A 25,624-nucleotide genomic window follows, 5' to 3' on the forward strand; every position below is an offset into this window, starting at 1 on the left:
ATCATGGCGACTTCAGCGACCGGAAGCTTCCATGCGCATCTCCCCGCTACCGCCCCTGCCTAACCTTGTCGCCTTCGAAGCCGCGATGCGGCATGGCAGCTTCACCCGTGCCGCGGCGGAGCTTCACCTGACGCAAAGCGCGATCAGCCGCCAGGTCGCCCAGCTCGAGAGCTTTCTCGGACGCAAGCTGTTCATCCGCGAGCCGCGCGCGCTGCGGCTGACGGTCAGCGGCCAGCGCTATGCAGAGGTTGTGCAGCGTTTGCTGGTCGGTTGCGCCGAAGCGACCGAAGACGTGATGAAAGTGCGCAGCCACACCGCCCTGACTGTGGCGTGCTCCACGGGGGTGGCCGTGCTGTGGCTGACACCGCGTCTGGCATCGTTCCGCGCAGCGCACCCGGAGATCCAGTTGCGGCTGATCGTCAATGACAGCCTTGCGTCGCTGTCCGCCGCGGAATTCGATATTGGCCTGTACTACTTGCGCGAAGGTCCACCGGCGGGCTTTGCGGCACGGCGCCTATATGGCGAGGAAGTCTTTCCCGTGTGCGCGCCAGCCTATCTCGGTGGGCGCGCTCTGGCCCCGTCGGCGCTGGTCAACGAGACCTTGCTGATGCTCGACGACGGCCAGCGGCAATGGATGTCATGGCAAGCATGGTTTGCCCACCAGGGCGTGCATGACGCGAATCCGCGCGCGTTTCTGACATCGAACCAGTATCCGATCCTGCTGCAACTGGCGATAGAAGGTCAGGGCATCGCGCTCGGCTGGCGGCATATGATCGACGGATGCCTGCGCGATGGCCTGCTGGTGCGTGCCTGCGAAGCGAGCGCGAGCCTGGGCGGGGGCTACTACGTGGTTTGGCCGCGCGATCGCATGGAGCCGGCAGCAGCGCGCGCATTCCGCAACTGGATGGTGCGGCAGGCATCGACGGCCTGACACGCAGCCCCGCTCTGGGCTGCCGTGTGCTTCAGTACCCCGCCGCCCGATCGACCAGGTTCAACAACTCCCTGCCATCCCGCATCCGCCGCACGTTCTCCACGCACTGCCTCGCGACCAGTTCATACGACGGATCGCACGCAATGTGTGGCGTCGCTTCGATGCGCGGATGGTTCCACACCGGATCGCCGGGCTCCGGCGGCTCCTTCGAAAACACATCGAGCGCCGCACCGGCCAGATGGCCTGCGTCGATCAGCGCGATCAGGTCGGGCTCGACCAGATGCTCGCCCCGGCCGACGTTGATAAAGAACGCGCCCGCGGGCAACTGCGACAGCGTCTCGCGATTGAGCAGGCCGTGGGTTTGCGGCGTCAGCGGCAGCGTGCAGACGAGAATATCGGTCTGCGCGAGCATGGCCGACAGGCCCTCGGCACCGGTGTAGTCGGTCACGCCCGGAATGCCCTTGCCACTGCGGCTCCATCCCGCCACCGGAAAGCCGATGGACGCGAACGTGCGCGCCACGGCGCTGCCGATCTCGCCCATGCCAAGCACGCCCACGCGGCAGTGCGCGAGGTCGGGGGCAGGGTGGCGCTTCCATTCGCCACGGCGTTGCTGCTCGGCATAAGTTCCGAGGCGACGCGCATGGCGCAGGGCCATCGCAAGCACGTAATGCGCGATGCCAGTCTGCTGGCCGGGATCGACCACGCGCGTGACTGGCATGCTTTCGGGCAGGTCGGGCGCGCTCACGAGCTTGTCGACGCCGGCCGCGGCGCTGCAGATCAGGCGCAGGTTGCGGTAAGCGGGCAGCACGCCGGGCTTCAGGCCCCAGGCGATGATCGCTTCGACTTCGTCGGCGGGCGCGTTCTCGCGGCCGATCCAGACCGGGATGTCGGGCGCGGCTTCGCGCAGTGCGGCGCCAATGGCGCCGGCCATGAACGATGGCAGATGTACGAGGATGCCCATGTCAGTTCCGGAAGTCGGGTTGAATACGATCCAGGCGACGCAGCAGCGCCGGCCATGCGAGGCCCGAGCCCTTGCCCTTGGTCGCCTGGCGCGCTTGTTCGCCGACGTCGGCGCTGGCGGATTCCGGCACCGTGGTCAGCGCCGAGCCACCGCTCTGCGCGAGGATCTGGATGCGGCAGGCCGACTCCAGCGTGTACATCGTCAGGAACGCGTCGGACACCGCGCGGCCGCAGGTCAGCAGGCCATGGTTGCGCAGGATCATTTGCTTGCTGCGGCCGAGGTCGGCGACCAGGCGAGCCTTCTCGTCCTCGCGCAGCGCCACGCCTTCGTAGTCGTGATAGGCCAGGCCCATGCGCGCGAACATGGCCTGTTGCGAGAGCGGCAGCAGGCCGGCCTGTTGGGCCGACACCGCCACGCCGTACGGCGTGTGCGTATGCATGACGCAAGCGATTTCCGGGCGGGCTTCATGCACGGCGCTGTGAATGATGAAGCCGGCCGGGTTCACGTCGTACGGCGTGTCGAGCACGGGCTCGCCGTGATGGTCGACCTTGACCAGGCTCGACGCCGTGATCTCGTCGAACAGCATGCCGTACGGATTGATCAGGAACTGGTCCGGCGCGCCGGGCACGCGTGCCGAGATGTGCGTGAAGATCAAGTCGTCCCAGCCGAAATGCGCGACCAGGCGATAGGCCGCCGCCAGGTCGACGCGCATCTGCCATTCCGCCTCGGAAACGCGGGTCCTGACGGAATCGACGAGTTGTACTTGCGCCATGTGAATGCCTCCGGGGGTGTGTTCTGTATCGTGAGTGCGGTGGCATTCTGCGCCCGCGTGCCTGCGCAAGTCTGTTAAGTATTGGACAATCTCGCTTTGGCCAGCGGGAGGGGTGATGTGAAAGCCGTGGATTCCGGCAAGGCGCTGCCGCGCAGCGTGATCACGACAGGGTGGCTGCGCAATGCGCCAGCCCGCGTGCTCGATGCCGTGCAGAAGGCGGCGCGTCGCCAGCGCTTCGGTGACGGCGACATGATCTTTGCGCGCGGCGATCCGCCTACGTATTTCTGCATGGTGCTGGCGGGGCGCGTGCGCATGAGCCGCGTCAGCGCGAGCGGGCGCGAATCAGTCTATTCGGTGATCGGGCGCGGCCGGTGGTTCGGCGAGATTTCGCTGCTCGACGGCAAGCCGCGCACGCATGACGCGTTTGCCGTCGGCAGCACTGAACTGCTGGTGCTGGGCCGCCGCGACTTCGACCGCATCTTGGTAGCGCATCCGGAAGGCATGCACCTGATCGTGCAGCAGATGTGCGCACGGCTGCGCGTGGCGTTCGACCATACCGAGCATGCGCAGCAGGCGCCTGTCGATGCGCGCATGGCTGCGCGGCTGCTGGAACTGGCCGACCGCACCGACCACGTGGTGCGCGTGTCGGCCGAAGACCTCGGCGACATGGTCAACCGTTCGCGCCAGACCGTGGCCAAGTATCTGCAGGCGTGGGAAGAGGCGGGCTGGATACGCCGCCACTACCGGCAGGTGGAACTGCTGCAGCCCGCGGCACTCAGGAAGCTGGCGACCGGTTGAGCGGGGTGCGCCGCGTGGTACATTCGCCGATGATGTAAACACCGCCCTATACAAGTCCAGCGGGCGCCGCGGCAGGATTGCCGGCGGCGCCAGCCTCAACGGGAAACAGTTTTGTCTCAAGCCACCGCACAGCCGGGCCAGCCCACCGCCGGGCTGTCCGACACGTTGCCAGCACCGCTCTATGCGCGCGTCAAGCAGTTCATCAGCAGCAAGATTGCCGATGGCAGCTGGCCGCCGCATCACCGCGTGCCGTCCGAAACCGAGCTTGTCGAAGAACTCGGCGTGAGCCGCATGACGGTCAACCGCGCGCTGCGCGAGCTGACTGCCGACGGCATGCTGGTGCGCATGCAAGGCGTGGGCACTTTCGTCGCGGAGCCCAAGCGCAACTCCGCGCTGTATGCGGTCAATAACATCGCCGAGGAAATCGCGGCGCGCGGCCGCCGCCACCATGCCAGGGTGGTCAAGAGCAGCGAGGAGGTCGCGGGCGCCGCGCGTGCGGCCGCGCTAGACGTGGGCGAGAGCCAGCGCGTGTTCCACACGGTGATCGTGCACTACGAGGACGATGTGCCGATCCAGCTAGAGGACCGCTACGTCAACCCGACTGTCGCGGCCGATTACCTCGAGCAGGACTTCACGCGCCAGACGCCTTACGAATACCTGTCACGCGTGGCACCGCTGACGGAGGGCGAGCACGTGGTCGAAGCCGTTCTGGCCACGCCCGACGAATGCGCGCTGCTGCAGATCGATCGCGGCGAGCCATGCCTGCTGATCCGCCGGCGCACATGGTCGGGCAACCGCGTCGTGACATCAGTGCGCCTGCTGCATCCAGGCTCGATGCATCGGCTGGAAGGGCGCTTCACTTCCTGACCCCGCGTTACTAGTCGACCCTCGCGCCCGGCCAAGTCCGGGCGCAGTCACTTCCAGGCATAGATCTCTGCTAGTCCTCGGGAATACCCCAATACATCTATGCTTGTATATACAACACTATACACCCCTATCAGATGACGTTTCCCGGCCGTGCCGTGGGCCAGTTGTTCCGAAATTCCGAAGGAGTTGTGCCGTGAGTGAGAACCCCCGTTTCCGCGATGTCGAGATCCGTGCCCCGCGTGGCAACAAGCTGACGGCCAAGAGCTGGCTGACCGAGGCGCCGCTGCGCATGCTGATGAACAACCTCGATCCCGAGGTCGCGGAGAACCCGAAGGAACTGGTGGTCTACGGCGGCATCGGCCGCGCCGCGCGCAACTGGGAATGCTATGACCGCATCGTCGAGGTGCTGACCCGCCTGGAAGATGACGAGACGCTGCTGGTGCAGTCGGGCAAGCCGGTTGGCGTTTTCCGCACGCACCGCGACGCGCCGCGCGTGCTGATCGCCAATTCCAACCTGGTGCCGCACTGGGCTAATTGGGAACACTTCAACGAACTCGACGCCAAGGGCCTGGCCATGTACGGCCAGATGACCGCCGGTTCGTGGATCTACATCGGCAGCCAGGGCATCGTGCAGGGCACGTATGAAACCTTCGTCGAGGCGGGCCGCCAGCATTACGGTGGCAGCCTCAAGGGCCGCTGGGTGCTGACCGCGGGCCTCGGTGGCATGGGCGGCGCGCAGCCGCTGGCCGCGACGCTGGCCGGCGCGTGCTCGCTGAATATCGAATGCCAGCAGAGCCGCATCGATTTCCGGCTGAAGACGCGCTATGTCGACGAACAGGCCACGGACCTGGACGACGCGCTGGCCCGCATCGACCGCTATACCTCGCAAGGCAAGGCGATCTCGATCGCGCTGTGCGCCAACGCCGCCGAAGTGCTGCCCGAACTCGTGCGCCGTGGCGTGCGTCCGGACATGGTCACCGACCAGACCAGCGCGCATGACCCGCTCAACGGCTACCTGCCGGCGGGCTGGGGCTGGGACGAATACCGCGAGCGCGCGCAGCGCGAGCCGGCCGTGGTGGTGAAGGCCGCCAAGGCGTCGATGGCCGCCCACGTGAAGGCCATGCTGGACTTCCAGAAGAGGGGCGTGCCGACCTTCGACTACGGCAACAACATCCGCCAGATGGCCAAGGAAGAGGGCGTCGACAACGCCTTCGATTTCCCGGGTTTCGTGCCGGCCTATATCCGCCCGCTATTCTGCCGCGGCATCGGCCCGTTCCGCTGGGCTGCGCTGTCGGGCGACCCGCAGGACATCTACAAGACCGACGCCAAGGTCAAGGAACTGATTCCCGACGACGAGCACCTGCACCGCTGGCTCGACATGGCGCGCGAGCGCATCAGCTTCCAGGGCCTGCCGGCGCGGATCTGCTGGGTCGGGCTGGGCCTGCGTGCGAAGCTGGGTCTCGCATTCAACGAGATGGTGCGCAGCGGCGAGCTGTCGGCACCGATCGTGATCGGTCGTGATCACCTCGACTCCGGTTCGGTCGCGAGCCCGAACCGCGAGACGGAATCCATGCAGGACGGCTCGGACGCCGTCTCCGACTGGCCGCTGCTCAATGCGCTGCTCAACACCGCGAGCGGCGCGACCTGGGTGAGCCTGCACCACGGTGGTGGTGTCGGCATGGGCTTCTCGCAGCATTCGGGCGTGGTGATCGTCTGCGACGGCACCGATGAAGCCGCCGCGCGCATTGCCCGCGTGCTGAACAACGATCCTGCCACCGGCGTGATGCGCCATGCCGATGCTGGCTACCAGATCGCCATCGACTGCGCGCAAGAGCAGGGCCTGGACCTGCCGATGCTGCGCAAGTAAAGCGCGACCGAGCCGGCCGCAAGAGCCGTACTGATGACCGGGTTACCTCGCGTGCGCCCGGTCGCTGCTATCCCATTCACGGAGACACCCATGTCCATCGACACCACCGCCGGCGCGGCGATCGCGGCGCCGCAGCCGCAGCTGTCCCGCGCGCGCGCCATTGCCGCCATCACCATCGGCAACGGCCTGGAGTTCTACGATTTCGTCGTCTACAGCTTCTTTGCCACGCTGATCGGTCGGCTGTATTTCCCGGTCGACAACCCGACCGGCCAGCTGCTGATGTCGTTCGCCACGTTCGGCGTCGGCTTCCTGATGCGTCCGCTCGGCGGCTTGCTGATCGGCATGTACGCCGACCGCGCCGGGCGCAAGCCGGCCGTGGCGCTAACACTGTGGCTGATGGGCCTGAGCTCGCTGATTTTCGTGGTGACGCCGTCGTATGCGCAAATCGGCATCTTCGCGCCGGCCATGGTGGTGATCGCGCGGCTGGTGCAGGGCTTTGCCATTGGCGGCGAGATGGGCGCATCGACCGCGCTGCTGCTTGAGTACGCCGATGACCGTACGCGCGGCTTCTATACCGCGTGGCAGCCGTTCAGCCAGGGCCTGGCGGCGCTGATGGGGGCGATCACGGGCCTGGTGCTCAGCAATGTGCTGGCCCCGGCCGAGCTGGAATCGTGGGGCTGGCGCCTTGCGTTCCTGATCGGCATTCTGGTCATTCCGGTAGGCCTGTTGATCCGTCGTCGGCTGGAAGAAACTGCAGAGCCTTTGCACCGAGGCGAACACGCTGCGCAATGGCCGCTGCTGCGCCAGCATGCACGCGAAGTGCTCGCAAGCGTCCTGCTGATGATCGGTCTGGCCTCGTCGACCTATATCGTTATCTACTACCTCAGCAACTACGCCGTGAGCGTGCTGAAGATGCCGCTGTCGCTGGGCATCTGGGCAGGCTGCATCGCGTCGGCGGTGCAGGTGGTGCTGTCGCCGTTCGCCGGCTGGCTGGCCGACCGCGTCGGCCGCAAGACAGTGGTGCTGTGGTCGCGCGTCGCGCTGCTGGTGATGGTGTACCCGGCCTTCGTGCTGATCAACGCCGAGCCTTCGCTGGCGCGTCTGCTGGTCGTGGTGGCCTGCCTGTCGGTGCCGATGTCGATGACCTCGCCCGCGTCGATGGTGCTGGTCAGCGAGGTGCTGCCGAAGCGTCTGCGCGCCACCGGCTTGTCGATCGCGTATTGCGTGGCGATTGCCATCTTCGGCGGCTTTGCGCAGTATTTCTCGACGCGTCTGATCCAGATCACTGGTGATGCCAATGCACCGGCGCTCTACGTGATCGGTTGCGGTCTGGTGTCGCTGGTCGGTCTGGCGCTGGTGCCCGAGACGCTGGGGCGTCGCCTGAAATAATCGCTGCGGTAGCGTTTGCTGGCAGGCACGCCTATGCATTAGCGCGGGACCAGCCGCTCAGCGCGCCTGCAAGTTACCCCAGCGGTCCTGGCCTCCTGCCTGTCGCTCAGGCTGCTGTCGGCAGCGCCTGGTGCGCGAACGGCCAGGCCGGCAGTTGCGGGCTGCGTTCCGGCTGGCTGGCGGCGCTGGCCGGCAGCGCGGCCTGGGCCGGCGTGCCAGCCAGGCCGAGGAAGGCGGTGGAAGTCATCAGGAAGCGGTCACGCGCCTGGCGAAGGAAGTCCAGATCCATTGTTCGGTGGTAAGAGTTCGGTGTGTTGCCGTGTAGGTGGCAAGCGCCCGGAACAGCCATCGCGGGTTGCCATGGCTGGCGGACTGGTGCGCACATCATCGCAGCCTCATGTGACACGTTGTTGAAATCCGTGACACCGATACTGAACTGTGCAACCCTGCTGTGCGCAGTGCCGCCTTGCCGACCTGTTTCAGTACGGCGGCAGAAATGCTAGAATCTAAGTCTTTGATTCGCTTAGGCAAATGCCGTCAAAGGCATTGCCGTGCCAGGATCCGCGCCGGATCTGGCCTCCAGCAAGGCGAGATGAGTTCCAGACGCGTATCCGTTTGTGCCGGGTTCGCCTCCCGCCACACCCCGATACCATGACAACTACGACCCTACCTGACCAGAACGCAGCCGAGCAGACGTTCGAGAGCTTCGGCCTGGACGCGCGCATCCTGCGCGCGCTGTCCGAACAAGGCTACACCAAGCCCACGCCGATCCAGGCGCAGGCCATTCCGGTGGTGCTGCTCGGCAAGGACGTGATGGGCGCGGCACAGACCGGCACCGGCAAGACCGCCGGTTTCGCGCTGCCGATCATCCAGCGCCTGTTGCCGATGGCGAGCGCCAGCGCCTCGCCGGCGCGCCACCCGGTGCGTGCGCTGATGCTCACGCCTACGCGCGAACTGGCCGACCAGGTCTATGACAACGTCGCCCGCTACGCCAAGCACACTGACCTGCGCAGCACGGTGGTGTTCGGCGGCGTGGACATGAACCCGCAGACCGACGCGCTGCGCCGTGGCGTGGAAATCCTTGTGGCCACGCCGGGCCGCCTGCTCGACCACGTGCAGCAGAAGTCGGTGAACCTGTCGCAGGTGCAGATGCTGGTGCTGGACGAGGCCGACCGCATGCTCGACATGGGCTTCCTGCCGGACCTGCAGCGCATCATCAACCTGCTGCCGGCGCAGCGCCAGACGCTGCTGTTCTCGGCCACGTTCTCGCCCGAGATCAAGCGCCTGGCCGCCAGCTACCTGAAGCAGCCGGTCACGATCGAAGTGGCGCGCAGCAACTCCACCAACGAAAACGTGCGCCAGATGGTGTACCAGGTGGAAGACGGCCAGAAGCAGGCCGCCGTGGTGCACCTGCTGCGCCAGCGTGCGGAGCAGGGCCTGTCGAAACAGTGCATCGTGTTCGTCAACAGCAAGATTGGCTGCTCGCGCCTGGCGCGTCACCTGGAACGCGAAGGCATCAACGCTGCCGCGATCCACGGCGACAAGACGCAGACCGAGCGCATGCAGACGCTCGAAGGTTTCAAGAACGGCACCATCGACGCACTCGTCGCCACTGACGTGGCCGCACGCGGCCTCGACATCGCCGACATGCCGTGCGTGATCAACTTCGACCTGCCGTTCAGCGCCGAAGACTACGTGCACCGCATCGGCCGTACCGGCCGCGCCGGCGCCAGCGGTGACGCGCTGTCGATCTTCGTGCCGGGCGACGAACGCCTGCTGACCGATATCGAGAAGCTGATCAAGCGAAGCGTGCCGCGCGGTACGCTCGAAGGCTTTGACCCGACCGGCGAAAAGGCCCGCCAGGAAGACTCTGATCGTCGCCGTCAGCGCACCGACGTGCGCCGTGCGCGCGGCAATGGTGACGGTGAGGGGGAAGACCGCCGTCGCCGCCACGACCACGGCGGTTCGCGCTCCGCGTTCCGCCCGTCGGACGACCCATTCTTCTCGCGTCCGTACGAGCCCAGCCCGAACAGCGCCTCGGCCAAGCCCGCCGACGAAATGATTGCCGCGGCCCTGTCGCGTGGCCGCCAGGCGCCCAAGCGGCCGGTTGCCGCATTGCTCGGCGGCGCGCCGCGCAAGTCCTGATCGTCCTTTAGTGAAATGCCGTGAAGCCGGGCTGTGAATCAGCGCCCGGCCGCGGCGGGCAGCGTCGCCAGGCGCTGCAGCCAGTCCCCGGTGGCGCGTTCGAGCCACGCCTTCACATCGTTCCCGTCATTCCGTAGCCCGAGGTGATCCCCGGCCGCTCGCAACGCATCGAGTGGCGCATTGGTGTCGATCGCCTGCGCGCCACTCTGTTTGCTCAATTTTTCGCCGATCGCGTTGACGACCACAGGCACGTGCAAATAGCTGGGCGTCGGCAATCCGAGCAGGTGTTGCAGGTGAATCTGGCGTGGCGTGGAGTCGAGCAGATCGGCGCCGCGCACGATGTGCGTGATGCCCTGCAGGCCGTCGTCGACCACCACCGCCAGCTGGTACGCCCATAGCCCGTCGGCGCGGCGCAGTACGAAGTCGCCCACTTCCGTTTCCAGGTCCTGGCATTGCCGGCCCTGCCAGCGGTCATCGAAGCAGATGGTGGCGGCCGGTCCGTCCGGCACGCGCACGCGCCACGCGCGGGGCAACTTGCCATTGAGCCCGTGGCGGCATGTACCCGGATAGCCGAGCGTCTGGTGCCGTTCGCGCACATGCAGCAGCGAATCGGCAATCTCCTTGCGCGAGCAGCCGCACGGGTAGAGCTGGCCTGCCGCATCCAGCCGATGCAGCGCGTCGGCGTATAGCGCCTCTCGCCGGCTTTGCCAGACCGGCGGTTCGTCGGGCACGAGTCCCAGCCGTTCCAGCGTCTCCAGAATCTCAATGTCGGCACCGCGCACGCAGCGCGGATAGTCGATGTCCTCGATCCGTACCAGCCACTGGCCGCCATGCGCGCGCGCATCCAGCCACGTGGCCAGCGCGGTCACCAGCGAACCCATGTGCAGCGGACCGGTGGGCGAGGGGGCGAAGCGGCCGCGGTAGCGGCCGGCGGATACTGTCATGCGTGTATTTCCCGCTCAGTCGCGCCTTAACCGCCCAGCTCGGGTTGCTGCTGCAGCAGCGCCTGTGCGAGTCGCGGGTCTTCCAGCTTGTCGGCCCACCATTGCAGCGCCTTGCCGCGATTGCTGGTGCGCCAGGCCACCTTGAAGTTGCCGGGTGCGCGCACCTCGACGGTCTCGCGGGCCTGCAGCACGCCGCTCTCGATATGGGGCTGTGCCATAGGCGCCGGCAGCCAGCCGCAGCCAAGGCCGCGGATCTGCGCTTCGAGCTTGTCGCGCATGGTCGGCACGACCAGCACGTCCTGGCCGGCTAGCACACCATGCGTTCGCGCGGGCAGGTTGCGCGAGGTGTCGCCCACGGCCACGATCCGGTGCCTGGCGATCTGGATGGTGGTCAGCGGTCCTTCTTCGGTCGCGAGCGGGTGATGCGCGGCCACGGCGAAGACGAACGGCATGCTGCCCAGCGCCCGGATCTGGAAGCCCTGCGTGCTCGGCGCGTCATAGGCGCCGCCGATCACCAGGTCGGCACGGTTGCTGACCAGTGCGTCCCACGAGCCGCCGAGCACTTCCTTGGCGAAGCGCAGACGCGTGGCCGTGTTCTCGGCGTAGAAGTCCTGGACGACGGGCAGCAGCGCGCGGAAGTTGATCAGGTCGTCGACCACGATCGTGAGCGTGGCTTCCCATCCGGTGGCCAGGCGCTTCACGCGGCGCGCCAGGTCATCCGCGGCGTGCAGCAGATGGCGGCCTTCGTCGAGCAGCGCACGGCCCGCCGGCGTGAGTTCTGCGCGGTGCCGGCGCCGGTCGAACAGCAGGACGTCGAGGTCCTCTTCGAGTTTGCGTACGACGTAGGTCAGTGCCGACGGCACTTTGCCCATCTCGTGGGCGGCGGCGGCGAAGCTTCCCTTGCGCTCGATGGCGTCCAGGACTTCGAGGGATTCGAGGGAGAGTGGCATATTCAGAAATTCTGAACGAGTGCTTCTAAGGCGATGCCGTTTAATATACGCCACTGCGCCTAAACTTCCTAGCATCGTAAGCAAACGCCCAGTCCCACAGCACTCTGCCGCTTGGTACTGGTAATCCAGGGTCACAAGGAGGGCCATCAAAATGATTGAAATCAGAAAGTCTGAAGAACGCGGTTACGCAGATCATGGCTGGCTGAAGTCGTATCACTCGTTCTCCTTTGCCGACTACTACGATCCGCAGCACATCCAGTTCGGGCCGCTGCGCGTGATCAATGAGGACCGGGTCGCGCCGGGCATGGGTTTCGGCACCCATGGCCATCGCGACATGGAAATCATCAGCTACGTGCTGGAAGGCGAGCTTGCGCACAAGGACAGCATGGGCAACGGCAGCGTGATCCGCCCGGGCGATGTGCAGCGCATGAGCGCCGGTACCGGCGTGCGGCATTCGGAGTACAACCATGCCGCGCACGACACCACGCACTTCCTGCAGATCTGGATCATGCCGGACCGCACCGGCATCGAACCCGGCTATGAGGAAAAGCGCTTCGAGGCAGCCGACAAGCGTGGCCGCCTGCGCCTGGTGGCGAGCAGCGACGGCGCCGACGGTTCGGTCGTGGTGCATCAGGACGTGCGCCTGTATGCCGGCCTGTTCGACGGTGACGAGTCCGCCACGCTGGCGCTGGCTCCGGGACGTCGTGCCTATGTGCACGTGGCACGCGGCCGGGTCGTGGTCAATGGCAAGCCGCTGGAGGCCGGCGATGCGGCCAAGCTCGAGTCCGTGGATGCCGTAGCGCTGACGCAGGGAGAAGGCGCTGAAGTGCTGGTGTTTGACCTGTCCTGATCCACAGGCAATCGCGCGCGGTAGCAGTTACCGCGCCTTGGCCTGATGAAAGCCCGCCGGCGTATGCCGGCGGGCTTTCTGTCTTTTGCCGCGGTGCGGTCGTCCAGCAAGTACCGCTGTGCTATCTTCTTGCTATGCATTTGCGACCGGCCCGGCACATCGCCCGCTGGTTGCCGCCCCCGTTACCGGCCCGTGCGTTACCGGGCCATTCGTCACCCAGCATCGAGATGACCTTTGTATCTGTTCTCCTGGCGCTGATCGCTGAGCAGTTCCGCGCCCTGGGCCGCAACAACCCGATCCACGAGATCGTGCGTGCGCTCGGTGACCGCGCCGAGCACGCGTTCGATACCGGCCGCCCGCGCGACGCGGCGCTGGCCTGGCTCACGGTGGTGTTGCCGCTTACGCTTGCCGTGATGGTGGTGCACTACCTGCTCGCGTCGATCAGCATCGCACTGACCCTTGCGTGGAACGTGCTGGTGCTCTACATGACGCTGGGATTTCGCCAGTTCAGCCACTATTTCACGGATATCCACGAGGCGCTGAACCGCGACGACCTGCTCGCCGCGCGCGCGCTGCTGCATGAGTGGACCGGCATCGACACGATCGAGATGCCGGTGACCGAGATCGTGCGCCACACGCTCGAAGCCGCGATCGTGGCCGTGCATCGCCACGTGTTCGGCGTGTTCTTCTGGTTCCTGGTGCCGATCGGTCCCGGTGGCGTGGTGCTGTACCGCGCAGCCGAATTCCTGAGTCGCCAGTGGAACCTGCCGTCGGCCGAGCGCAGCCCCGCGTTGGGCCGCTTTGCTGCGCGGGCGTTTTACCTGCTCGACTGGGTGCCTTCGCGCCTGACGGCGATCGGCTTTGCCATCGTCGGCAATTTCGAGGATGCCGTGTATGCGTGGCGCAACCATGCGCGCAAGTGGAACGACGCCGTCAACGGCATCCTGCTCGCAAGCGGCGGCGGGGCGCTGGGTGTGCGGCTGGGCGCGCCGCTGCCCGAGGATGATTCCAGCGTCGTGCTGCGCACCAGCATGGCGGCGGGCCCGGCGATCGACTATGCGCCCGGCATGGAAGACGACAGCGGCCCTGAACCGTCGGCGCCCGAGTTTGGTTTCGAACCGAATGTCCGCACGCTGCAGTCGGCGGTGGGGCTGGTGTGGCGCGCGGTCGTGCTGTGGATGCTGCTGCTGGCGATGCTGTCGCTGGCGCTGTGGGTAGGCTGAGCGGCGTCTAGTTTTGGTCCCTGGCAGTGCCGCAGCGCCAGCAGGCGCCGAATTGCGGCTCGTGCCATTCGTGGCAGTGACCACACTGCCAGTACGGTCCCGGCGGCGGTTCCGCCGCCGCCTTCAGCGCAGCCCAGGCCTGCGCTTCCATGTTGTCATCGAGAATCCAGACCTGCGGCGCGCTTTCGCGGAACGGGATTTCGCCGATCGCGCCTGCGAGCCACGTATTGCGCAGCTCCGCACGGATGCCCGCGGCCCGCAGCACGTTCCGGCAATGCGCCGCGTGGACGAGCGAGGTGGCGGACAGCAGCAGTTTCATCGGCAGCGCACCGGCAATGCAGGTGCAGCCACCTTACCACGGCTACCAGGGCTTTTGCTGGCTGGATTCGTGCAGCAGCTGCGTGTAGAGCTCGTGGCGGCGCTCCGCGATGCCGCCGGCCTCCACCGCCGCAAGCACGCCGCAGCCCGGCTCGTTGATGTGGTGGCAGTTGTAGAAGCGGCATTCGGTCAGGCGCGGCCGGAACTCCGGGAACGCGCGCTCGAGCATGCCTTCGCTCAGGTGGTGCAGGCCGAATTCCTGGAAGCCCGGCGAATCGATCAGGTAGCCCTGCCGGCCGTCGACGTTGCCCCATTCGTGCGGCAGGTGATAAAGCCGCGTGAACGTGGTGGTGTGCTTGCCGGAATCGAGCTTGGCCGAGATCTCGCGCGTCTGCGCTTCGACGCCCGGAATCAGCAGGTTTAGCAGCGACGACTTGCCCATGCCCGACTGCCCGATCAGGATGCTCGACAGCCCGGCCAGGCGCGGCTGCAGCGCGGCCAGTGCATGGGCCGGGTCGCCGTGCACCGACATCTCGACCGTGTCATAGCCGAGGTTCCGGTACAGGGCGAGCCGACGACGCGCGTCATCGAGGCGATCGGGCAGGTCGGTCTTGTTGAGCAGGATCAGCGGTCGGATCTCCATCGCCTCGGCCGACACCAGCGCACGCCCGAGCAGGTCTTCGGAGAAGCCCGGTTCGGTCGCCAGCACGATGATGACCTGATCGATATTGGCCGCGAGCAGCTTGGACTTGAACTGGTCCGAGCGGTACAGCAGGTTCTTGCGCGCGGTGGCGGCCGTGATCACGCACTGATCGACTGCTGTGCGTTCGACGCTGACATGGTCTCCGACGGCGGTCTCGCTCTTCTTGCCGCGCGGAAACGCGTGCATGTGCGTTCCATCGGCCAGTTCCACCACGTAGTGGCGGCCATGCGCGGCGATGACCAGGGCGCCTTCGGCGGCGGCTTTGCCTGTGCCGGAATTACCGCCGGCATTGCGGTGTCGTCCGGTGCGGCTCATGCGTGCGCCAGCAGCCGGTCGATCCGCTGCGCGGCGGGCGGGTGCGAGTAGTAGAAGGCGCTGTAGAGCGGGTCGGGGGTCAGCGTGGAGGCGTTGTCCTTGTACAGCTTGACCAGTGCCGAGACCAGGTGGCCCGCATTGGTCTGGTCGGCGGCAAAGGCATCGGCTTCAAACTCATGCTTGCGCGACGACTGGCTCGACAACGGCCCGAGCAGGAACGTGAACACCGGCAGCGTCAGGAAGAACAGCACCAGCGCCAGCGCGCTGTTCGAGACACCAAGGTTCGGCGCCACGCCGAGCCCCGTATAGAACCACGTGCGCGTCGAAAGCCAGCCGAGCAATGCCAGGAACACCAGGCTCAGCGCGAACGTCACGGCAATGCGCTTGGCCACGTGGCGGCGCTTGAAGTGGCCGAGCTCATGGGCCAGCACGGCCTCGATCTCGTCGCCGGACAGGCGCGCGAGCAGCGTGTCGAAGAACACGATGCGCTTGGCCGCGCCGAAACCCGTGAAATAGGCATTGCCATGCGCGCTGCGCTTGCTGCCATCCATCACGAACAGGCCTTTGCTGGCGAAGCCGCACTTCTTCATGAGTGCCTCGATGCGCTGGCGCAGCGACTCATCGGTGAGCGGTTCGAACTTGTTGAACAGCGGCGCGATGAACGTCGGGAACACGATCAGCAGCAACAGGTTGAACGCCATCCATACCAGCCATGTCCACACCCACCACAGGCTGCCGGTGCGGTCCATCAGCCAGAGCACCGCGAGCAGCAGCGGCAGTCCCAGCACGCACGCGACCAGCAGCATCTTGACCATGTCGGCGAGCCACAGGCCGAAGGTCATCTTGTTGAAGCCGAAGCGTTCTTCGATACCGAACTGGCCGTACAGCGAGAAGGGCAGGTCCACCAGCCCGCCGATCAGCGCGACGCTGGCGATCAGCGCCACGCCGTACGCGTAGCCGGGACCGAACATGTCGAGCCAGAACTGGTTCAGCCACTGCAGGCCGCCGAGCATGGTGAAGCCGATCAGTACGGCGGCGCCGGCCAGCACTTCGAGCATCGACAGCCGCGTGCGGGCGATGGTGTAATCGGCTGCCTTCTGGTGCGAAGGCAGCGCGATGGTATCGGCAAAGCGGGGCGGCACGGCGTTGCGGTGCTGGCCAACATAGCGGACCTGGCGGGCCGCCAGCCACAGCTTGGTCAGCACCATGACGACCAGCGCGGCGAGGAAAATAAGCGTGAACATCGGCAAAAGCCTTGTCGGGGACGCAGCGGCGACCATATGTGGCTGACGCTGCGCAGGTTATCCACAGAGACGGCGCATGTGCGGTACAGGTGCACTGCGCGCTGCCACGGCGGACGGATATGCGAGAATTATAAGTTGTTCGCGCGCGCGGGCCTTCCGCGGCGCTTTTTCTTTGAGCCAGACACCGCAGTCCACATGACAAGCCAATCCACCGCCAAATCCGTCAAGAGTGAAAACAACCTGGTCTGGTTGGACATGGAAATGACCGGCCTGTCGCCGGATAGCGACCGCATCATCGAGGTCGCGGTCGTCGTGACCGACTCCGAACTCAACATCCTGGCCGAAGGCCCGGTGCTGGTGATCCACCAGTCCGACGCCGTGCTCGACGGCATGGACAACTGGAACAAGGGCACCCATGGCCGCTCGGGCCTGATCGACAAGGTCAAGGCCTCCACGCTGACCGAAGAGCAGGCCGAAGCCGAGCTGCTGGCGTTCCTCAAGCGCTGGGTGCCGGCCAGCAAGTCGCCGATGTGCGGCAACTCGATCTGCCAGGACCGCCGCTTCATGGCGCGCTACATGCCCAAGCTCGAAGCTTTTTTCCACTACCGGAACCTTGACGTGTCGACGCTCAAGGAGCTGTGCAAGCGCTGGGAGCCGGCCATCCACAAGGGTTTCGTCAAGCGCCAGCTGCATACGGCGCTCGCCGACATTCTCGAATCGGTCGAGGAACTGCGCTACTACCGCACGCACTTTATCCGCCATACGGCAGCTACGCCCGCCGCATCTGCTGCACCTGCCGAACCGGCCGCTGACAGCTCCGCCCAATAAACAAGAACCGGCGGACCGGCCCGCGGCCGGTCACGCCGCCCGCCTGTCTCGCACAGGCCGCCCGATTTCCGTCCCGCCATCCCCATGTTTGCCCGCATCGTCTCGGTCATCACACCGGTCATCCTGATCATCCTGGTGGGGTGGCTGTACGGGCGCAAGGCGCATCCGGACATGGCGGGCATCAACCGCGCCACGCTGGACGTGATCGCGCCGCTGCTGGTGGTGTCGGCCTTTGTCAGCAAGGACTTCGTGCTGGCCGACCAGCTCGTGCTGCTGGCCTGCGCGATTGCCGTGGTGCTCGGCTCCGGCGTACTTGCGTGGCTCGTGGCACGCGCGCTGCGCGTCGATCCGCGCACCTTCGTGCCGCCGATGATGTTCAACAACTGCGGCAACATGGGTTTGCCGTTGTCGGTCTTTGCCTTTGGACCAGCAGGACTGGCGCCTGCGGTGGCGTTGTTCGCGGCGTCGAACCTCATGCATTTCACGATCGGCATGAAGATCGTGAACCGACATGCGTCGATCGCGCAGATCGCGCGTAATCCGATGGTATTGGCGACGGTGGCGGGCGTCGGGCTGTCGCTCGCGCGGCCGTGGTTCGCGCTGCCGGAGCCGGTCTACCAGTCGATCAAGCTGTTAGGTGATGCGACGGTGCCGCTGATGCTGTTCGCTCTGGGCGTGCGCATGAAGGACGTGAGCCTGCGTAACTGGGGCATGGGGCTGGTGGGGGCCGTGGCTTGTCCGCTCACGGGCATTGCCGTGGCGCTGCCGCTTGCTTACTGGGTGCCGATGACCGACCTGCAGCGCGGGCTGCTGTTTGTATTTGCCTCGCTGCCGCCGGCGGTGCTGAACTTCCTGGTGGCCGACCATTTCCGGCAGGAGCCGGACCAGGTGGCGTCGATCGTGCTGCTCGGCAATATCGCCGCCGTCCTGTTCGTGCCGATGGGGCTCTATCTGGGGCTGCGCTGAGCCCCAGCGACTTGCCGCTCAGGCGGCGGGCTTGCTGCGGATTGCGTTCTTGGGCCGCCAGGCCTTGACCACACTCTCGTCGGTCTCGATGTATGGGCCGCCGATCAGGTCGATGCAATATGGCACTGCAGCAAAAATTCCCTGCACCACCGATTTGCCCGCATCGTCGCGCAGGCCTTCCAGCGTCTCGCGGATCGCGCGCGGCTGGCCCGGCAGGTTGATGATCAGCGCGGCGCGGCTCGGCGTTTCGCGGATCACGGCCACCTGGCGCGACAGGATCGCCGTCGGCACGAAGTGCAGGCTCACCTGGCGCATCTGCTCGCCGAAGCCCGGCATTTCCTTGGTGGCCACGGCCAGCGTTGCTTCGGGCGTGACGTCGCGCCGCGCCGGGCCGGTGCCGCCAGTGGTCAGCACCAGGTCGCAACCGGCCACATCGACCAGATCGATCAGCGTGCGTGAGATCTGCGCCTGCTCGTCCGGAATCAACCGCTCTACACCTTGCCACGGCGAGGTCAGCGTGCGGCCGAACCATTCGCGCAGGGCGGGGATGCCTTCGTCCTGATAGGTGCCGGCCGAAGCGCGGTCGGAAATCGAGACGAAGGCCACCACGAGTTCATCAGGGTGGTTGCGGGCGATCGGTTGCGTGGTCTGCGTCATGCCTCGGGCTCCGGGGTCGGGGGTTGTTCGCCAGCGGCGCTGTCCTTCTCATCCAGCGCGGCCTTGATGGCCTGGAACAGCTCGCGGAAGTAGCGCGGCGGCTTGCCCAGCTCCTTTTCCCGGCGGGCGCTGCGGATGATGTTGCGCACCGTCTGCACGTCGGTGCCGGGATGCTCGGCCAGGAAGCGGGTGAGCGCGGCGTCGTCGGCCAGCAGCAGCTCGCGCCAGCGTTCGATCAGGTGCATGCGTGCGGTCTCGGCCTTGCTGGTGCCCTTGAAGCCCTCGAGTGCGGCGCGGATGGCTTCTACCTCGTCGTCTTCGAGGCCACGCATGACCTTGCCGACGAATTGCATCTGGCGCCGCTTGCCTTCATGGCTCGTGGTGCGCCGCGCTTCGTGGATGGCGTCGGCCAGTGCCTCGGGCATCGGCACGCGCGCCAGGCGGTCCTTGGCCAGGGCTTCCAGCTCGGCACCGAGGGCCTGCAGGGCGGTCATGTCGCGTTTCTTCTGCGACTTGCTTTTGGGCTCGTCCATATCGGGTTCCGGCGCAAAGGCGCCAGGAAAGCGGGAGCCGGGGGAATTACGGGAATTTCGCGTCATGGGCTGCATTTTATCTTGCTATGATTCCCGCTTGGACTTTTGATGACACCGCCCAGCATGGACTCCATCGCCGAACAGACCGCGCATTTCACCCATACCCAGGCCCAGCTCAGCGAGATGGCCGCCGATGTGCTGCGTGTGGCACGCGAGCTTGGGGCGACCGATGCCGCGACCGAGATCTCGGAAGGCAGCGGTCTGTCGGTGTCGGTGCGAAAGGGGCAGGTCGAGACCATCGAGCAGAACCGCGACAAGGTGGTCGGCGTCACGGTGCTGATCGGCAAGCGCCGCGGCAACGCCAGCACGTCGGATTTCTCGCCGGCCGCGCTGCGTGCCACGGCCGAGGCGGCCTACAACATCGCCCGCTTCACGGCTGAAGACGATTGCGCCGGCCTGGCCGAGGAAGAGCTGCTGGAGCGTAACCCGCAAGACCTCGACCTGTTCCATCCGTGGACGGTCGATGCCGAGGGCGCCATCGACATCGCGCGCCGGGCCGAAGCGGCCGCGTTCGCCGTATCGCCGCGCATCAAGAACAGCGATGGCGCCAGCGTATCGGCGCAGCATTCGCAGTTCGTGCTCGCGACCACGCGCGGTTTCATCGGCGGCTATCCGTACTCGCGCCATTTCATCTCGTGCGCGCCGATTGCCGGCAGCGGCGGCGGCATGCAGCGCGACGACTGGTACTCGTCCAAGCGCTCGCCGCTGGCGCTGGCCGTGCCCGAGGACATCGGCCGCTATGCCGCTGAACGCGCGCTGGCCCGCCTGAATGCGCGCAAGCTGTCCACGCGCCGCTGCCCCGTGCTGTTCGAGGCGCCGCTGGCCGCCGGCCTGCTCGGCGCATTCGTGCAGGCGGTTTCCGGTGGCGCGCTGTACCGCAAGTCCACCTTCCTGCATGACACGCTGGGCAAGGCGGTTTTCGCTCCGCATATCCAGATCCACGAGCGTCCGCACGTGCCGGGTGCCATGGGCAGCGCGCCGTTCGACGAAGAGGGTGTGCGCACGCGCGAACGCGATGTCGTGCGCGACGGCGTGGTGGAGGGTTACTTCCTGTCGACCTACTCGGCACGCAAGCTTGGCATGAAGACCACCGGCAACGCGGGTGGTTCGCACAACCTGACGCTGACGAGCGATCTCACTACGGCCAGCGACGATTTCCGCGGCATGCTCAAGAAGCTGGGCACCGGCCTGCTGGTGACGGAGCTGATGGGGCAGGGCGTGAACTACGTGACCGGCGACTATTCGCGCGGCGCGTCGGGCTACTGGGTCGAGAACGGCGAGATCCAGTATCCGGTGGAAGAAATCACCATCGCCGGCAATATGGGCGAGATGTTCCGCCAGATCGTTGCCATCGGCGCGGATTCGCTGGTGCGCGGTACCAAGGAAACCGGCTCCATCCTGATCGAACAGATGACCATCGCCGGCAACTGATCGCGTACGTCGCAAGCCAGTGAAAAGAAAGACCGCCCGAAAAACGAGCGGTCTTTTTTTGTCCCTGGCGTACGGCGGCCGGGCCGGGCTTGGGGCGGATCGCCGAACTGCGCCGGCTTCTCCGCGCCTTTCCTCCGTTCCTGCTTCGCGGCTCAGTGCTGCAGAGCTGCGACAACGCCCCCCACATTGTTGATCGAGTTCATCACGCTCTTCATGTCGACGTCCGTGCGGGTCGAGGCATCGACCTGCGTGACGGGCGCCACGATGGTGTTCGGGCTGGCGAACGACACGCCGCCCGCGCTGGTGATGGCATTGACACCGCTGTTCAGGAACAGGCTGCCGCCGCGCACTGCGCCCATCTTGGCGCGGTCGAGGTCTTGTTCGAGCGGAAGGTTCTGGATGGTCAAGGACATGATGGTCTCCTGGAATCGAATTGGATGAATGGGGTCGCGGATGGCTTAGAGCTGCATGGCCTGCACGATGCCGCCAACGTTGTTCAGCATGTTGGAGACCGACTTCATGTCGACGTTGGTGCGGGTCGAGGCATCGACTTGCGTGACGGGCGCCACGATCGTGTTCGGGCTGGCGAACGACACGCCGCCACCGCCGGTGATGGCGTTGACGCCGCTGTTCAGGAACAGGCTGCCGCCGCGCACGGCGCTCATCTTGGCGTGGTCGAGGTCTTGTTCGACGGGCAGGTTCTGGATGGTCAGGGACATGATGGACTCCTTGGATTTGCTGGCTTGGTTGGCTTGGTGGAGCACGTTTGCTGCGCTCGCAGGCATATACGCATGGGGTGTGCCAGGGCGCGCCAGTATCTTCTTCGACGTCTCAAGTCACTGAAATCAAAAGGAAAATCGGGTTTTCTGCCGGCTGGCGACCAGCACGGCATGGTGCTGCCATGTTCGATGGCGGCCAACATATCGCCGTTACCTGTTCGCGCACCAGCGACACATCGTGCTCCAGCCACTCGAAAACACGTTGGAGGCATAGGCGAAAAAAAAAAGCAGGTGCGGATCGCACCTGCTTTCGTATTGAGCCTGGCCGGCTTTTTTACTCTTCCCCGGAAGGCGGCCGATCATACGTCACGAACGCATAGTCAAAGCCATTGGCTTCCGAATGATGCGTTTCACGCGACGTCTCGATCCATTTCGCCTGATCGATGGCGGGGAAGAAGGCATCGCCCTCTACATCCGCATCAATCTCCGTCACGACTAGCCGATCCGCACTGGGCAGCGCTTCGGCATAGAGCTGCGCACCGCCGATCAGAAACACCTGTTCGACGCCTACGCAGAGCCTTTGCGCATCTTCCAGCGAGGTGGCAACTTCCGCGCCTTCCAGTTTCAGATCCGCGTTGCGGCTTACGACAATATTGCGCCGCCCAGGCAATGGCCGGCCAATCGAATCCCAGGTCTTGCGACCCATGATGATCGGCGCGCCCATGGTAGTCCGCTTGAAATGCGCGAGGTCTTCGGGCAACCGCCAGGGCAGCGTGTTGTTGCGGCCGATGGTGCCATTGCGGGCACGTGCGACGACGAGAGTCAGCAACGTCATACGGCCACCGGTGCCTTGATGGCGGGATGCGACTGGTAGCCGACCAGCTCGAAATCTTCGTAGCGGTAGTCGAAGATGCTGTCCGGCTTGCGCACGATCTTCAGCGTCGGCAGTGGCAGCGGCTCACGCGACAGCTGCGTCTGCACCTGCTCGTAGTGGTTGCTGTAGATATGGCAATCGCCGCCGGTCCAGACGAAATCGCCGACGTCCAGCCCGGTCTGCTGCGCGATCATGTGCGTGAGTAGCGCGTAGCTGGCGATGTTGAACGGCACGCCGAGGAAGATGTCGGCGCTGCGCTGGTAGAGTTGGCACGACAGACGCCCATCGGCCACGTAGAACTGGAAGAACGCATGGCACGGCGGCAGCTTCATGCGCGGGATGTCGGCCACGTTCCAGGCCGAGACGATCAGGCGGCGCGAATCGGGGTTCGCGCGGATCTGGTTCAGCAGGTCGGTGATCTGGTCGACATGGCGGCCGTCGGGCGTCGGCCACGAACGCCACTGGGAGCCGTAGACCGGGCCCAGTTCGCCGTTCTCGTCGGCCCATTCGTCCCAGATGCTGACGCCGTTCTCCTGCAGCCAGCGCACATTGGTCGAGCCTTGCAGGAACCACAGCAGTTCGAGGATGATCGACTTCAGGTGCAGCTTCTTGGTGGTGACCACCGGGAAGCCCTGGCTCAGGTCGAAGCGCATCTGGTAGCCGAAGACCGAGCGCGTGCCGGTGCCGGTGCGGTCGGCCTTTTCGGTGCCATGCTCGTACACATGGCGCATGAAGTCGAGGTACTGTTTCATCGGCGCGGCGGGATGGGAAGTGACGCGGGCGCTGGCCCGCAAACCGGACATTTTAAAGCAAGAAGGGCCACCCCTTCGGGCGGCCCTTCCGGCAGTGGCCAAGGCAGTTGCCCTGGCGCGGCGGCAAGCCTTAGTGGCTGCCGGCCGGTTGCTGTTGCTGATGTTGCCCGCGGCGCTTCTGCACCAGGTAGCCGCCGCCAAGCACGCCGCCGATGATCAGCACATACAGGCCCCAGTTGACCACCGGGTTGGCTTCGAAGAACGCCTTGACCAGCGGCTCGTGCACGATCATCTTCACGGCCGTGAAGGCCAGCACGCCCGCGCCGACGTAGATGATCGCCGGGAAGCGCGCCATCAGCTTGAGCACCAGGCTCGAGCCCCACACCACGATCGGGATGCTGATCAGCAGGCCAAGCACCACCAGCAGGAAACTGCCGTGCGCGGCGCCGGCCACGGCCAGCACGTTGTCCACGCCCATCACCGCGTCGGCGATGATGATGGTCTTCATCGCGCCCCACAGCGTGGAGGCACCGGAGCCGTGCTCGTCGCCGTCGCCCTCGTCGGACAGCAGCTTGTAGGCAATCCACACCAGCGCGAGACCGCCGATCAGCAGCAGGCCAGGGATCTTGAGCAGCCAGACCACGCCGATCGTCATGGCCGAGCGCACGACCACGGCACCGACGGTGCCCCAGACGATGGCTTTCTTCTGCAGGTGCGACGGGAGGTTGCGCGCCGCCAGCGCGATCACGATCGCATTGTCGCCGGCCAGGACCAGGTCAATGACGACGATGGATAGCAGTGCCGTCAGGAACTGCATCGTGAACAGATCGGTAATCCACTCCATGAACTCTCCTCAAGTACGAATAGCCGCAAACGTGCGTTGGGTTCGCCTGGAGTCACAGAGTGATGGGGGACCGGGGGTCGCCTTTGCAAACCGTGATTCCAGGTTGCAAAGGTCTTGCTCGACGTCTGGCGCGGTCTGCGCACCAGTGTCAGCACAACCGGAGACGTCAGTCTCGGAATGACGATTGTGCTAAGGGCATGGCCCCGGAGCTACTCCCCTTTGAAGGGACGCGGACTGATTGTTTCCGCGTTGGGCCGGATTATAAACGTTGTTGCGCGGTGGCGGCATGGGGAAGATACGGGGTTCTGCCGGATGTTGTGTGTGCGACACATGCCGTTGCGCCCCTATCTTGCAATGCAGCAAGCGCAATTGCCGCGCGGCATCTATTCTTGAACATCGACTTTCGGCCGATGCGTCCCGGACAGCACAGCGGCGCATCCCGTGAGCCAGCGCGACCCCACGCGAGCAGGGACGTGTATGCCTCGGGGAATAAGAAGTGGATCCACGACCACACAAGGAAACGTCATGCCGGCTGTCCCGACCCCGCTTAACCGTTCCCGCTCCAACAACTCACACCACAACGCCCACGATACCGACGACGCCAACAATGCTCACGCCGCGCATGCGGAGGCCGCCACGCACCCCTCGCTGGTGACGTTGTCCAACGGTCATGCCGCGAAGGACGTGCCGCCGCAACCGGAGTTCATCCAGCAGTACCACGAAGACAGCAGCGCATTGCGCGAGCAGGTACTGGCCGGGCTTCGGAAGTCCGATGCGAGTATCAGCCCGAAGTTTTTCTATGACGTGCTCGGCTCGCGCCTGTTCGAGGCGATCACCGACCTGCCCGAGTACTACCCGACACGCACCGAGGCTGCGATCTTCGCCAGCGCGGCGCCTGCCATTGCCGCGCGCGCGGGCAGTGGCTGCGTGCTGATCGATCTCGGCGCCGGCAATTGCGAGAAAGCCGCGAGGCTGTTCGGGAGCCTGCGGCCGGCGCAGTACGTGGCGCTCGATATCTCGGTGGAGTTCCTGCGCGGCACGCTGTCATGCCTGCAACAGCAGAATCCGGATATCCCGATGCTTGGACTCGGCGCGGACCTTTGCGGCAGCTTCGACCTGCCGCGCAGTGTCAGGCGCAACAGGCGGCTGTTCTTCTATCCGGGCTCGAGCATCGGCAATTTCGCGCCCATGGACGCGCTTGCGCTGCTGCAGCGGTTGCGCGGCGCCGCCGGGCGTGGCGATGGCGTGCTGATCGGCGTGGACCTGCTCAAGGAAGAGGCCACGCTGGTCGCCGCCTATGATGATCCGCTCGGTGTCACCGCTGCGTTCAATCGCAACGTGCTGCGCAACGTGAACCGCATCGTCGCCACGGATTTCGATGTCGACGACTGGCGCCATGTGGCGAGCTTCGATCGAGAGGCGTCGCGGATCCAGATGCACTTACAGGCGCGCCAGCCGGTCAGGGTGCGATGGGACGGCGGGGAGCGTCGGTTCGGCGAAGGCGAGCGCATCCATACCGAGGACTCCTACAAATACCGTCCCGGCGATTTCGCCTTGCTGCTCGAAGCTGCCGGCTTCGACGACCCGGTGTACTGGACCGATCCACTGGGCTGGTTCGCGGTGTTCCACGCGCGCGCCTGAGGCGCGCCCTTGCGTGGTGTCATAATGGCCGCAGCCATGGCG

Annotated in this window: 27 protein-coding genes; 12 read left to right on the forward strand and 15 right to left on the reverse strand. The window is 65.6% G+C overall.

Annotated features, from left to right (window positions below; genetic code table 11):
• The first annotated feature begins 31 nt into the window (after positions 1-31).
• Positions 32-931 carry a LysR substrate-binding domain-containing protein gene (locus ACIGJG_RS04450; RefSeq protein WP_011297075.1) on the forward strand — a complete coding sequence of 300 codons (900 nt, stop codon included), beginning with the start codon at positions 32-34 and terminating at the stop codon, positions 929-931.
• A gap of 31 nt (positions 932-962) precedes the next feature.
• Here ACIGJG_RS04450 and ACIGJG_RS04455 read toward each other — a convergent pair whose 3' ends face one another.
• Both ACIGJG_RS04455 and ACIGJG_RS04460 read right to left on the reverse strand, forming a co-directional pair.
• Positions 963-1,892 carry a 2-hydroxyacid dehydrogenase gene (locus tag ACIGJG_RS04455; protein WP_483672812.1) on the reverse strand — a complete coding sequence of 310 codons (930 nt, stop codon included), beginning with the start codon at positions 1,890-1,892 and terminating at the stop codon, positions 963-965.
• 1 nt (position 1,893) lies between these two features.
• Positions 1,894-2,664, reverse strand: coding sequence for a class II aldolase/adducin family protein (locus ACIGJG_RS04460; RefSeq protein WP_011297077.1), 771 nt, complete (start codon positions 2,662-2,664; stop codon positions 1,894-1,896).
• A gap of 117 nt (positions 2,665-2,781) precedes the next feature.
• Between ACIGJG_RS04460 and ACIGJG_RS04465 the strand changes: the two genes are divergently transcribed.
• The 4 genes from ACIGJG_RS04465 (at position 2,782) to ACIGJG_RS04480 (ending at position 7,585) form a co-directional block, all read left to right on the forward strand.
• The gene (locus ACIGJG_RS04465) at positions 2,782-3,462 is read left to right on the forward strand and encodes a Crp/Fnr family transcriptional regulator (protein WP_011297078.1); all 681 of its coding nucleotides are present in this window, start codon (positions 2,782-2,784) and stop codon (positions 3,460-3,462) included.
• Between the two features lie 111 nt (positions 3,463-3,573).
• A complete protein-coding gene (hutC, locus tag ACIGJG_RS04470; RefSeq protein ID WP_011297079.1) occupies positions 3,574-4,329 on the forward strand; it encodes a histidine utilization repressor in 756 nt (251 codons plus the stop codon).
• 193 nt (positions 4,330-4,522) lie between these two features.
• Entirely contained in the window at positions 4,523-6,196 is a 1,674-nt protein-coding gene (hutU, locus tag ACIGJG_RS04475) for a urocanate hydratase (protein ID WP_483672813.1), read from the forward strand.
• 90 nt (positions 6,197-6,286) lie between these two features.
• A complete protein-coding gene (locus tag ACIGJG_RS04480; RefSeq protein WP_011297081.1) occupies positions 6,287-7,585 on the forward strand; it encodes an MFS transporter in 1,299 nt (432 codons plus the stop codon).
• Positions 7,586-7,691: 106 nt separating this feature from the next.
• Here the strand turns inward: ACIGJG_RS04480 and ACIGJG_RS04485 are convergent, their stop codons facing one another.
• On the reverse strand, positions 7,692-7,874 hold the full coding sequence (locus tag ACIGJG_RS04485) for a hypothetical protein (RefSeq protein ID WP_041679517.1): 183 nt from the start codon (positions 7,872-7,874) through the stop codon (positions 7,692-7,694).
• A 362-nt stretch (positions 7,875-8,236) separates the two neighbouring features.
• On the opposite strand from ACIGJG_RS04485, the gene ACIGJG_RS04490 reads away from it, so the two are divergent.
• Entirely contained in the window at positions 8,237-9,730 is a 1,494-nt protein-coding gene (locus tag ACIGJG_RS04490) for a DEAD/DEAH box helicase (protein WP_140950922.1), read from the forward strand.
• 38 nt (positions 9,731-9,768) lie between these two features.
• Here the strand turns inward: ACIGJG_RS04490 and gluQRS are convergent, their stop codons facing one another.
• Complete coding sequence (gluQRS, locus tag ACIGJG_RS04495) at positions 9,769-10,674, reverse strand: tRNA glutamyl-Q(34) synthetase GluQRS (RefSeq protein ID WP_011297084.1); 906 nt, start codon at positions 10,672-10,674, stop codon at positions 9,769-9,771.
• A gap of 26 nt (positions 10,675-10,700) precedes the next feature.
• Positions 10,701-11,624, reverse strand: a complete 924-nt coding sequence (locus ACIGJG_RS04500) for a LysR family transcriptional regulator (protein ID WP_041679518.1) — start codon at positions 11,622-11,624, stop codon at positions 10,701-10,703.
• A gap of 151 nt (positions 11,625-11,775) precedes the next feature.
• On the opposite strand from ACIGJG_RS04500, the gene ACIGJG_RS04505 reads away from it, so the two are divergent.
• Positions 11,776-12,474: a pirin family protein gene (locus ACIGJG_RS04505; protein WP_011297086.1), complete on the forward strand. Its 699-nt coding sequence runs from the start codon at positions 11,776-11,778 to the stop codon at positions 12,472-12,474.
• Positions 12,475-12,701: 227 nt separating this feature from the next.
• Entirely contained in the window at positions 12,702-13,697 is a 996-nt protein-coding gene (locus ACIGJG_RS04510; protein WP_140950923.1) for a CobD/CbiB family protein, read from the forward strand.
• 7 nt (positions 13,698-13,704) lie between these two features.
• Here ACIGJG_RS04510 and ACIGJG_RS04515 read toward each other — a convergent pair whose 3' ends face one another.
• Genes ACIGJG_RS04515 through ACIGJG_RS04525 form a run of 3 tightly spaced genes read right to left on the reverse strand, consistent with a single transcriptional unit; the run spans position 13,705 to position 16,277 of the window.
• Positions 13,705-14,016 (reverse strand): putative signal transducing protein, encoded by a 312-nt coding sequence (locus ACIGJG_RS04515; protein ID WP_011297088.1) that lies wholly within the window; start codon positions 14,014-14,016, stop codon positions 13,705-13,707.
• 42 nt (positions 14,017-14,058) lie between these two features.
• Positions 14,059-15,033 carry a ribosome small subunit-dependent GTPase A gene (rsgA, locus tag ACIGJG_RS04520; RefSeq protein WP_011297089.1) on the reverse strand — a complete coding sequence of 325 codons (975 nt, stop codon included), beginning with the start codon at positions 15,031-15,033 and terminating at the stop codon, positions 14,059-14,061.
• Complete coding sequence (locus tag ACIGJG_RS04525) at positions 15,030-16,277, reverse strand: M48 family metallopeptidase (protein ID WP_140950924.1); 1,248 nt, start codon at positions 16,275-16,277, stop codon at positions 15,030-15,032. The genes rsgA and ACIGJG_RS04525 overlap by 4 nt, the downstream gene beginning before the upstream one ends.
• 195 nt (positions 16,278-16,472) lie before the next feature.
• Between ACIGJG_RS04525 and orn the strand changes: the two genes are divergently transcribed.
• A complete protein-coding gene (gene orn / locus ACIGJG_RS04530) occupies positions 16,473-17,105 on the forward strand; it encodes an oligoribonuclease (protein ID WP_483672815.1) in 633 nt (210 codons plus the stop codon).
• An 84-nt stretch (positions 17,106-17,189) separates the two neighbouring features.
• Positions 17,190-18,071, forward strand: coding sequence for an AEC family transporter (locus tag ACIGJG_RS04535; protein WP_140950925.1), 882 nt, complete (start codon positions 17,190-17,192; stop codon positions 18,069-18,071).
• A gap of 18 nt (positions 18,072-18,089) precedes the next feature.
• Here the strand turns inward: ACIGJG_RS04535 and mog are convergent, their stop codons facing one another.
• Together mog and yjgA are read right to left on the reverse strand one after the other, a co-directional pair.
• The gene (gene mog / locus ACIGJG_RS04540; RefSeq protein WP_140950926.1) at positions 18,090-18,728 is read right to left on the reverse strand and encodes a molybdopterin adenylyltransferase; all 639 of its coding nucleotides are present in this window, start codon (positions 18,726-18,728) and stop codon (positions 18,090-18,092) included.
• Positions 18,725-19,327: a ribosome biogenesis factor YjgA gene (gene yjgA / locus ACIGJG_RS04545; protein WP_272956350.1), complete on the reverse strand. Its 603-nt coding sequence runs from the start codon at positions 19,325-19,327 to the stop codon at positions 18,725-18,727. The genes mog and yjgA overlap by 4 nt, the downstream gene beginning before the upstream one ends.
• Before the next feature lie 57 nt (positions 19,328-19,384).
• Between yjgA and pmbA the strand changes: the two genes are divergently transcribed.
• Complete coding sequence (gene pmbA, locus ACIGJG_RS04550; RefSeq protein WP_041679854.1) at positions 19,385-20,752, forward strand: metalloprotease PmbA; 1,368 nt, start codon at positions 19,385-19,387, stop codon at positions 20,750-20,752.
• A 152-nt stretch (positions 20,753-20,904) separates the two neighbouring features.
• On the opposite strand, the gene ACIGJG_RS04555 is transcribed toward pmbA, so the two are convergent.
• The 5 genes from ACIGJG_RS04555 to ACIGJG_RS04575 all read right to left on the reverse strand — a co-directional run bounded on the left by ACIGJG_RS04555 (position 20,905) and on the right by ACIGJG_RS04575 (position 23,941).
• Positions 20,905-21,165 carry a hypothetical protein gene (locus tag ACIGJG_RS04555; protein WP_011297096.1) on the reverse strand — a complete coding sequence of 87 codons (261 nt, stop codon included), beginning with the start codon at positions 21,163-21,165 and terminating at the stop codon, positions 20,905-20,907.
• 45 nt (positions 21,166-21,210) lie between these two features.
• On the reverse strand, positions 21,211-21,471 hold the full coding sequence (locus ACIGJG_RS04560; protein WP_011297097.1) for a hypothetical protein: 261 nt from the start codon (positions 21,469-21,471) through the stop codon (positions 21,211-21,213).
• A 334-nt stretch (positions 21,472-21,805) separates the two neighbouring features.
• Positions 21,806-22,306: a dihydrofolate reductase gene (locus ACIGJG_RS04565; RefSeq protein WP_140950928.1), complete on the reverse strand. Its 501-nt coding sequence runs from the start codon at positions 22,304-22,306 to the stop codon at positions 21,806-21,808.
• The gene (locus tag ACIGJG_RS04570) at positions 22,303-23,097 is read right to left on the reverse strand and encodes a thymidylate synthase (RefSeq protein ID WP_483672817.1); all 795 of its coding nucleotides are present in this window, start codon (positions 23,095-23,097) and stop codon (positions 22,303-22,305) included. Before ACIGJG_RS04570 ends, ACIGJG_RS04565 begins: the two co-directional genes overlap by 4 nt.
• A gap of 130 nt (positions 23,098-23,227) precedes the next feature.
• A complete protein-coding gene (locus ACIGJG_RS04575) occupies positions 23,228-23,941 on the reverse strand; it encodes a TerC family protein (protein ID WP_011297100.1) in 714 nt (237 codons plus the stop codon).
• A 525-nt stretch (positions 23,942-24,466) separates the two neighbouring features.
• Here ACIGJG_RS04575 and egtD point away from each other — a divergent pair.
• Positions 24,467-25,582 carry an L-histidine N(alpha)-methyltransferase gene (gene egtD, locus ACIGJG_RS04580; RefSeq protein WP_011297101.1) on the forward strand — a complete coding sequence of 372 codons (1,116 nt, stop codon included), beginning with the start codon at positions 24,467-24,469 and terminating at the stop codon, positions 25,580-25,582.
• Positions 25,583-25,624: the final 42 nt, after the last annotated feature.

It is taken from the genome of Cupriavidus sp. C1SS-2L (assembly GCF_057073735.1).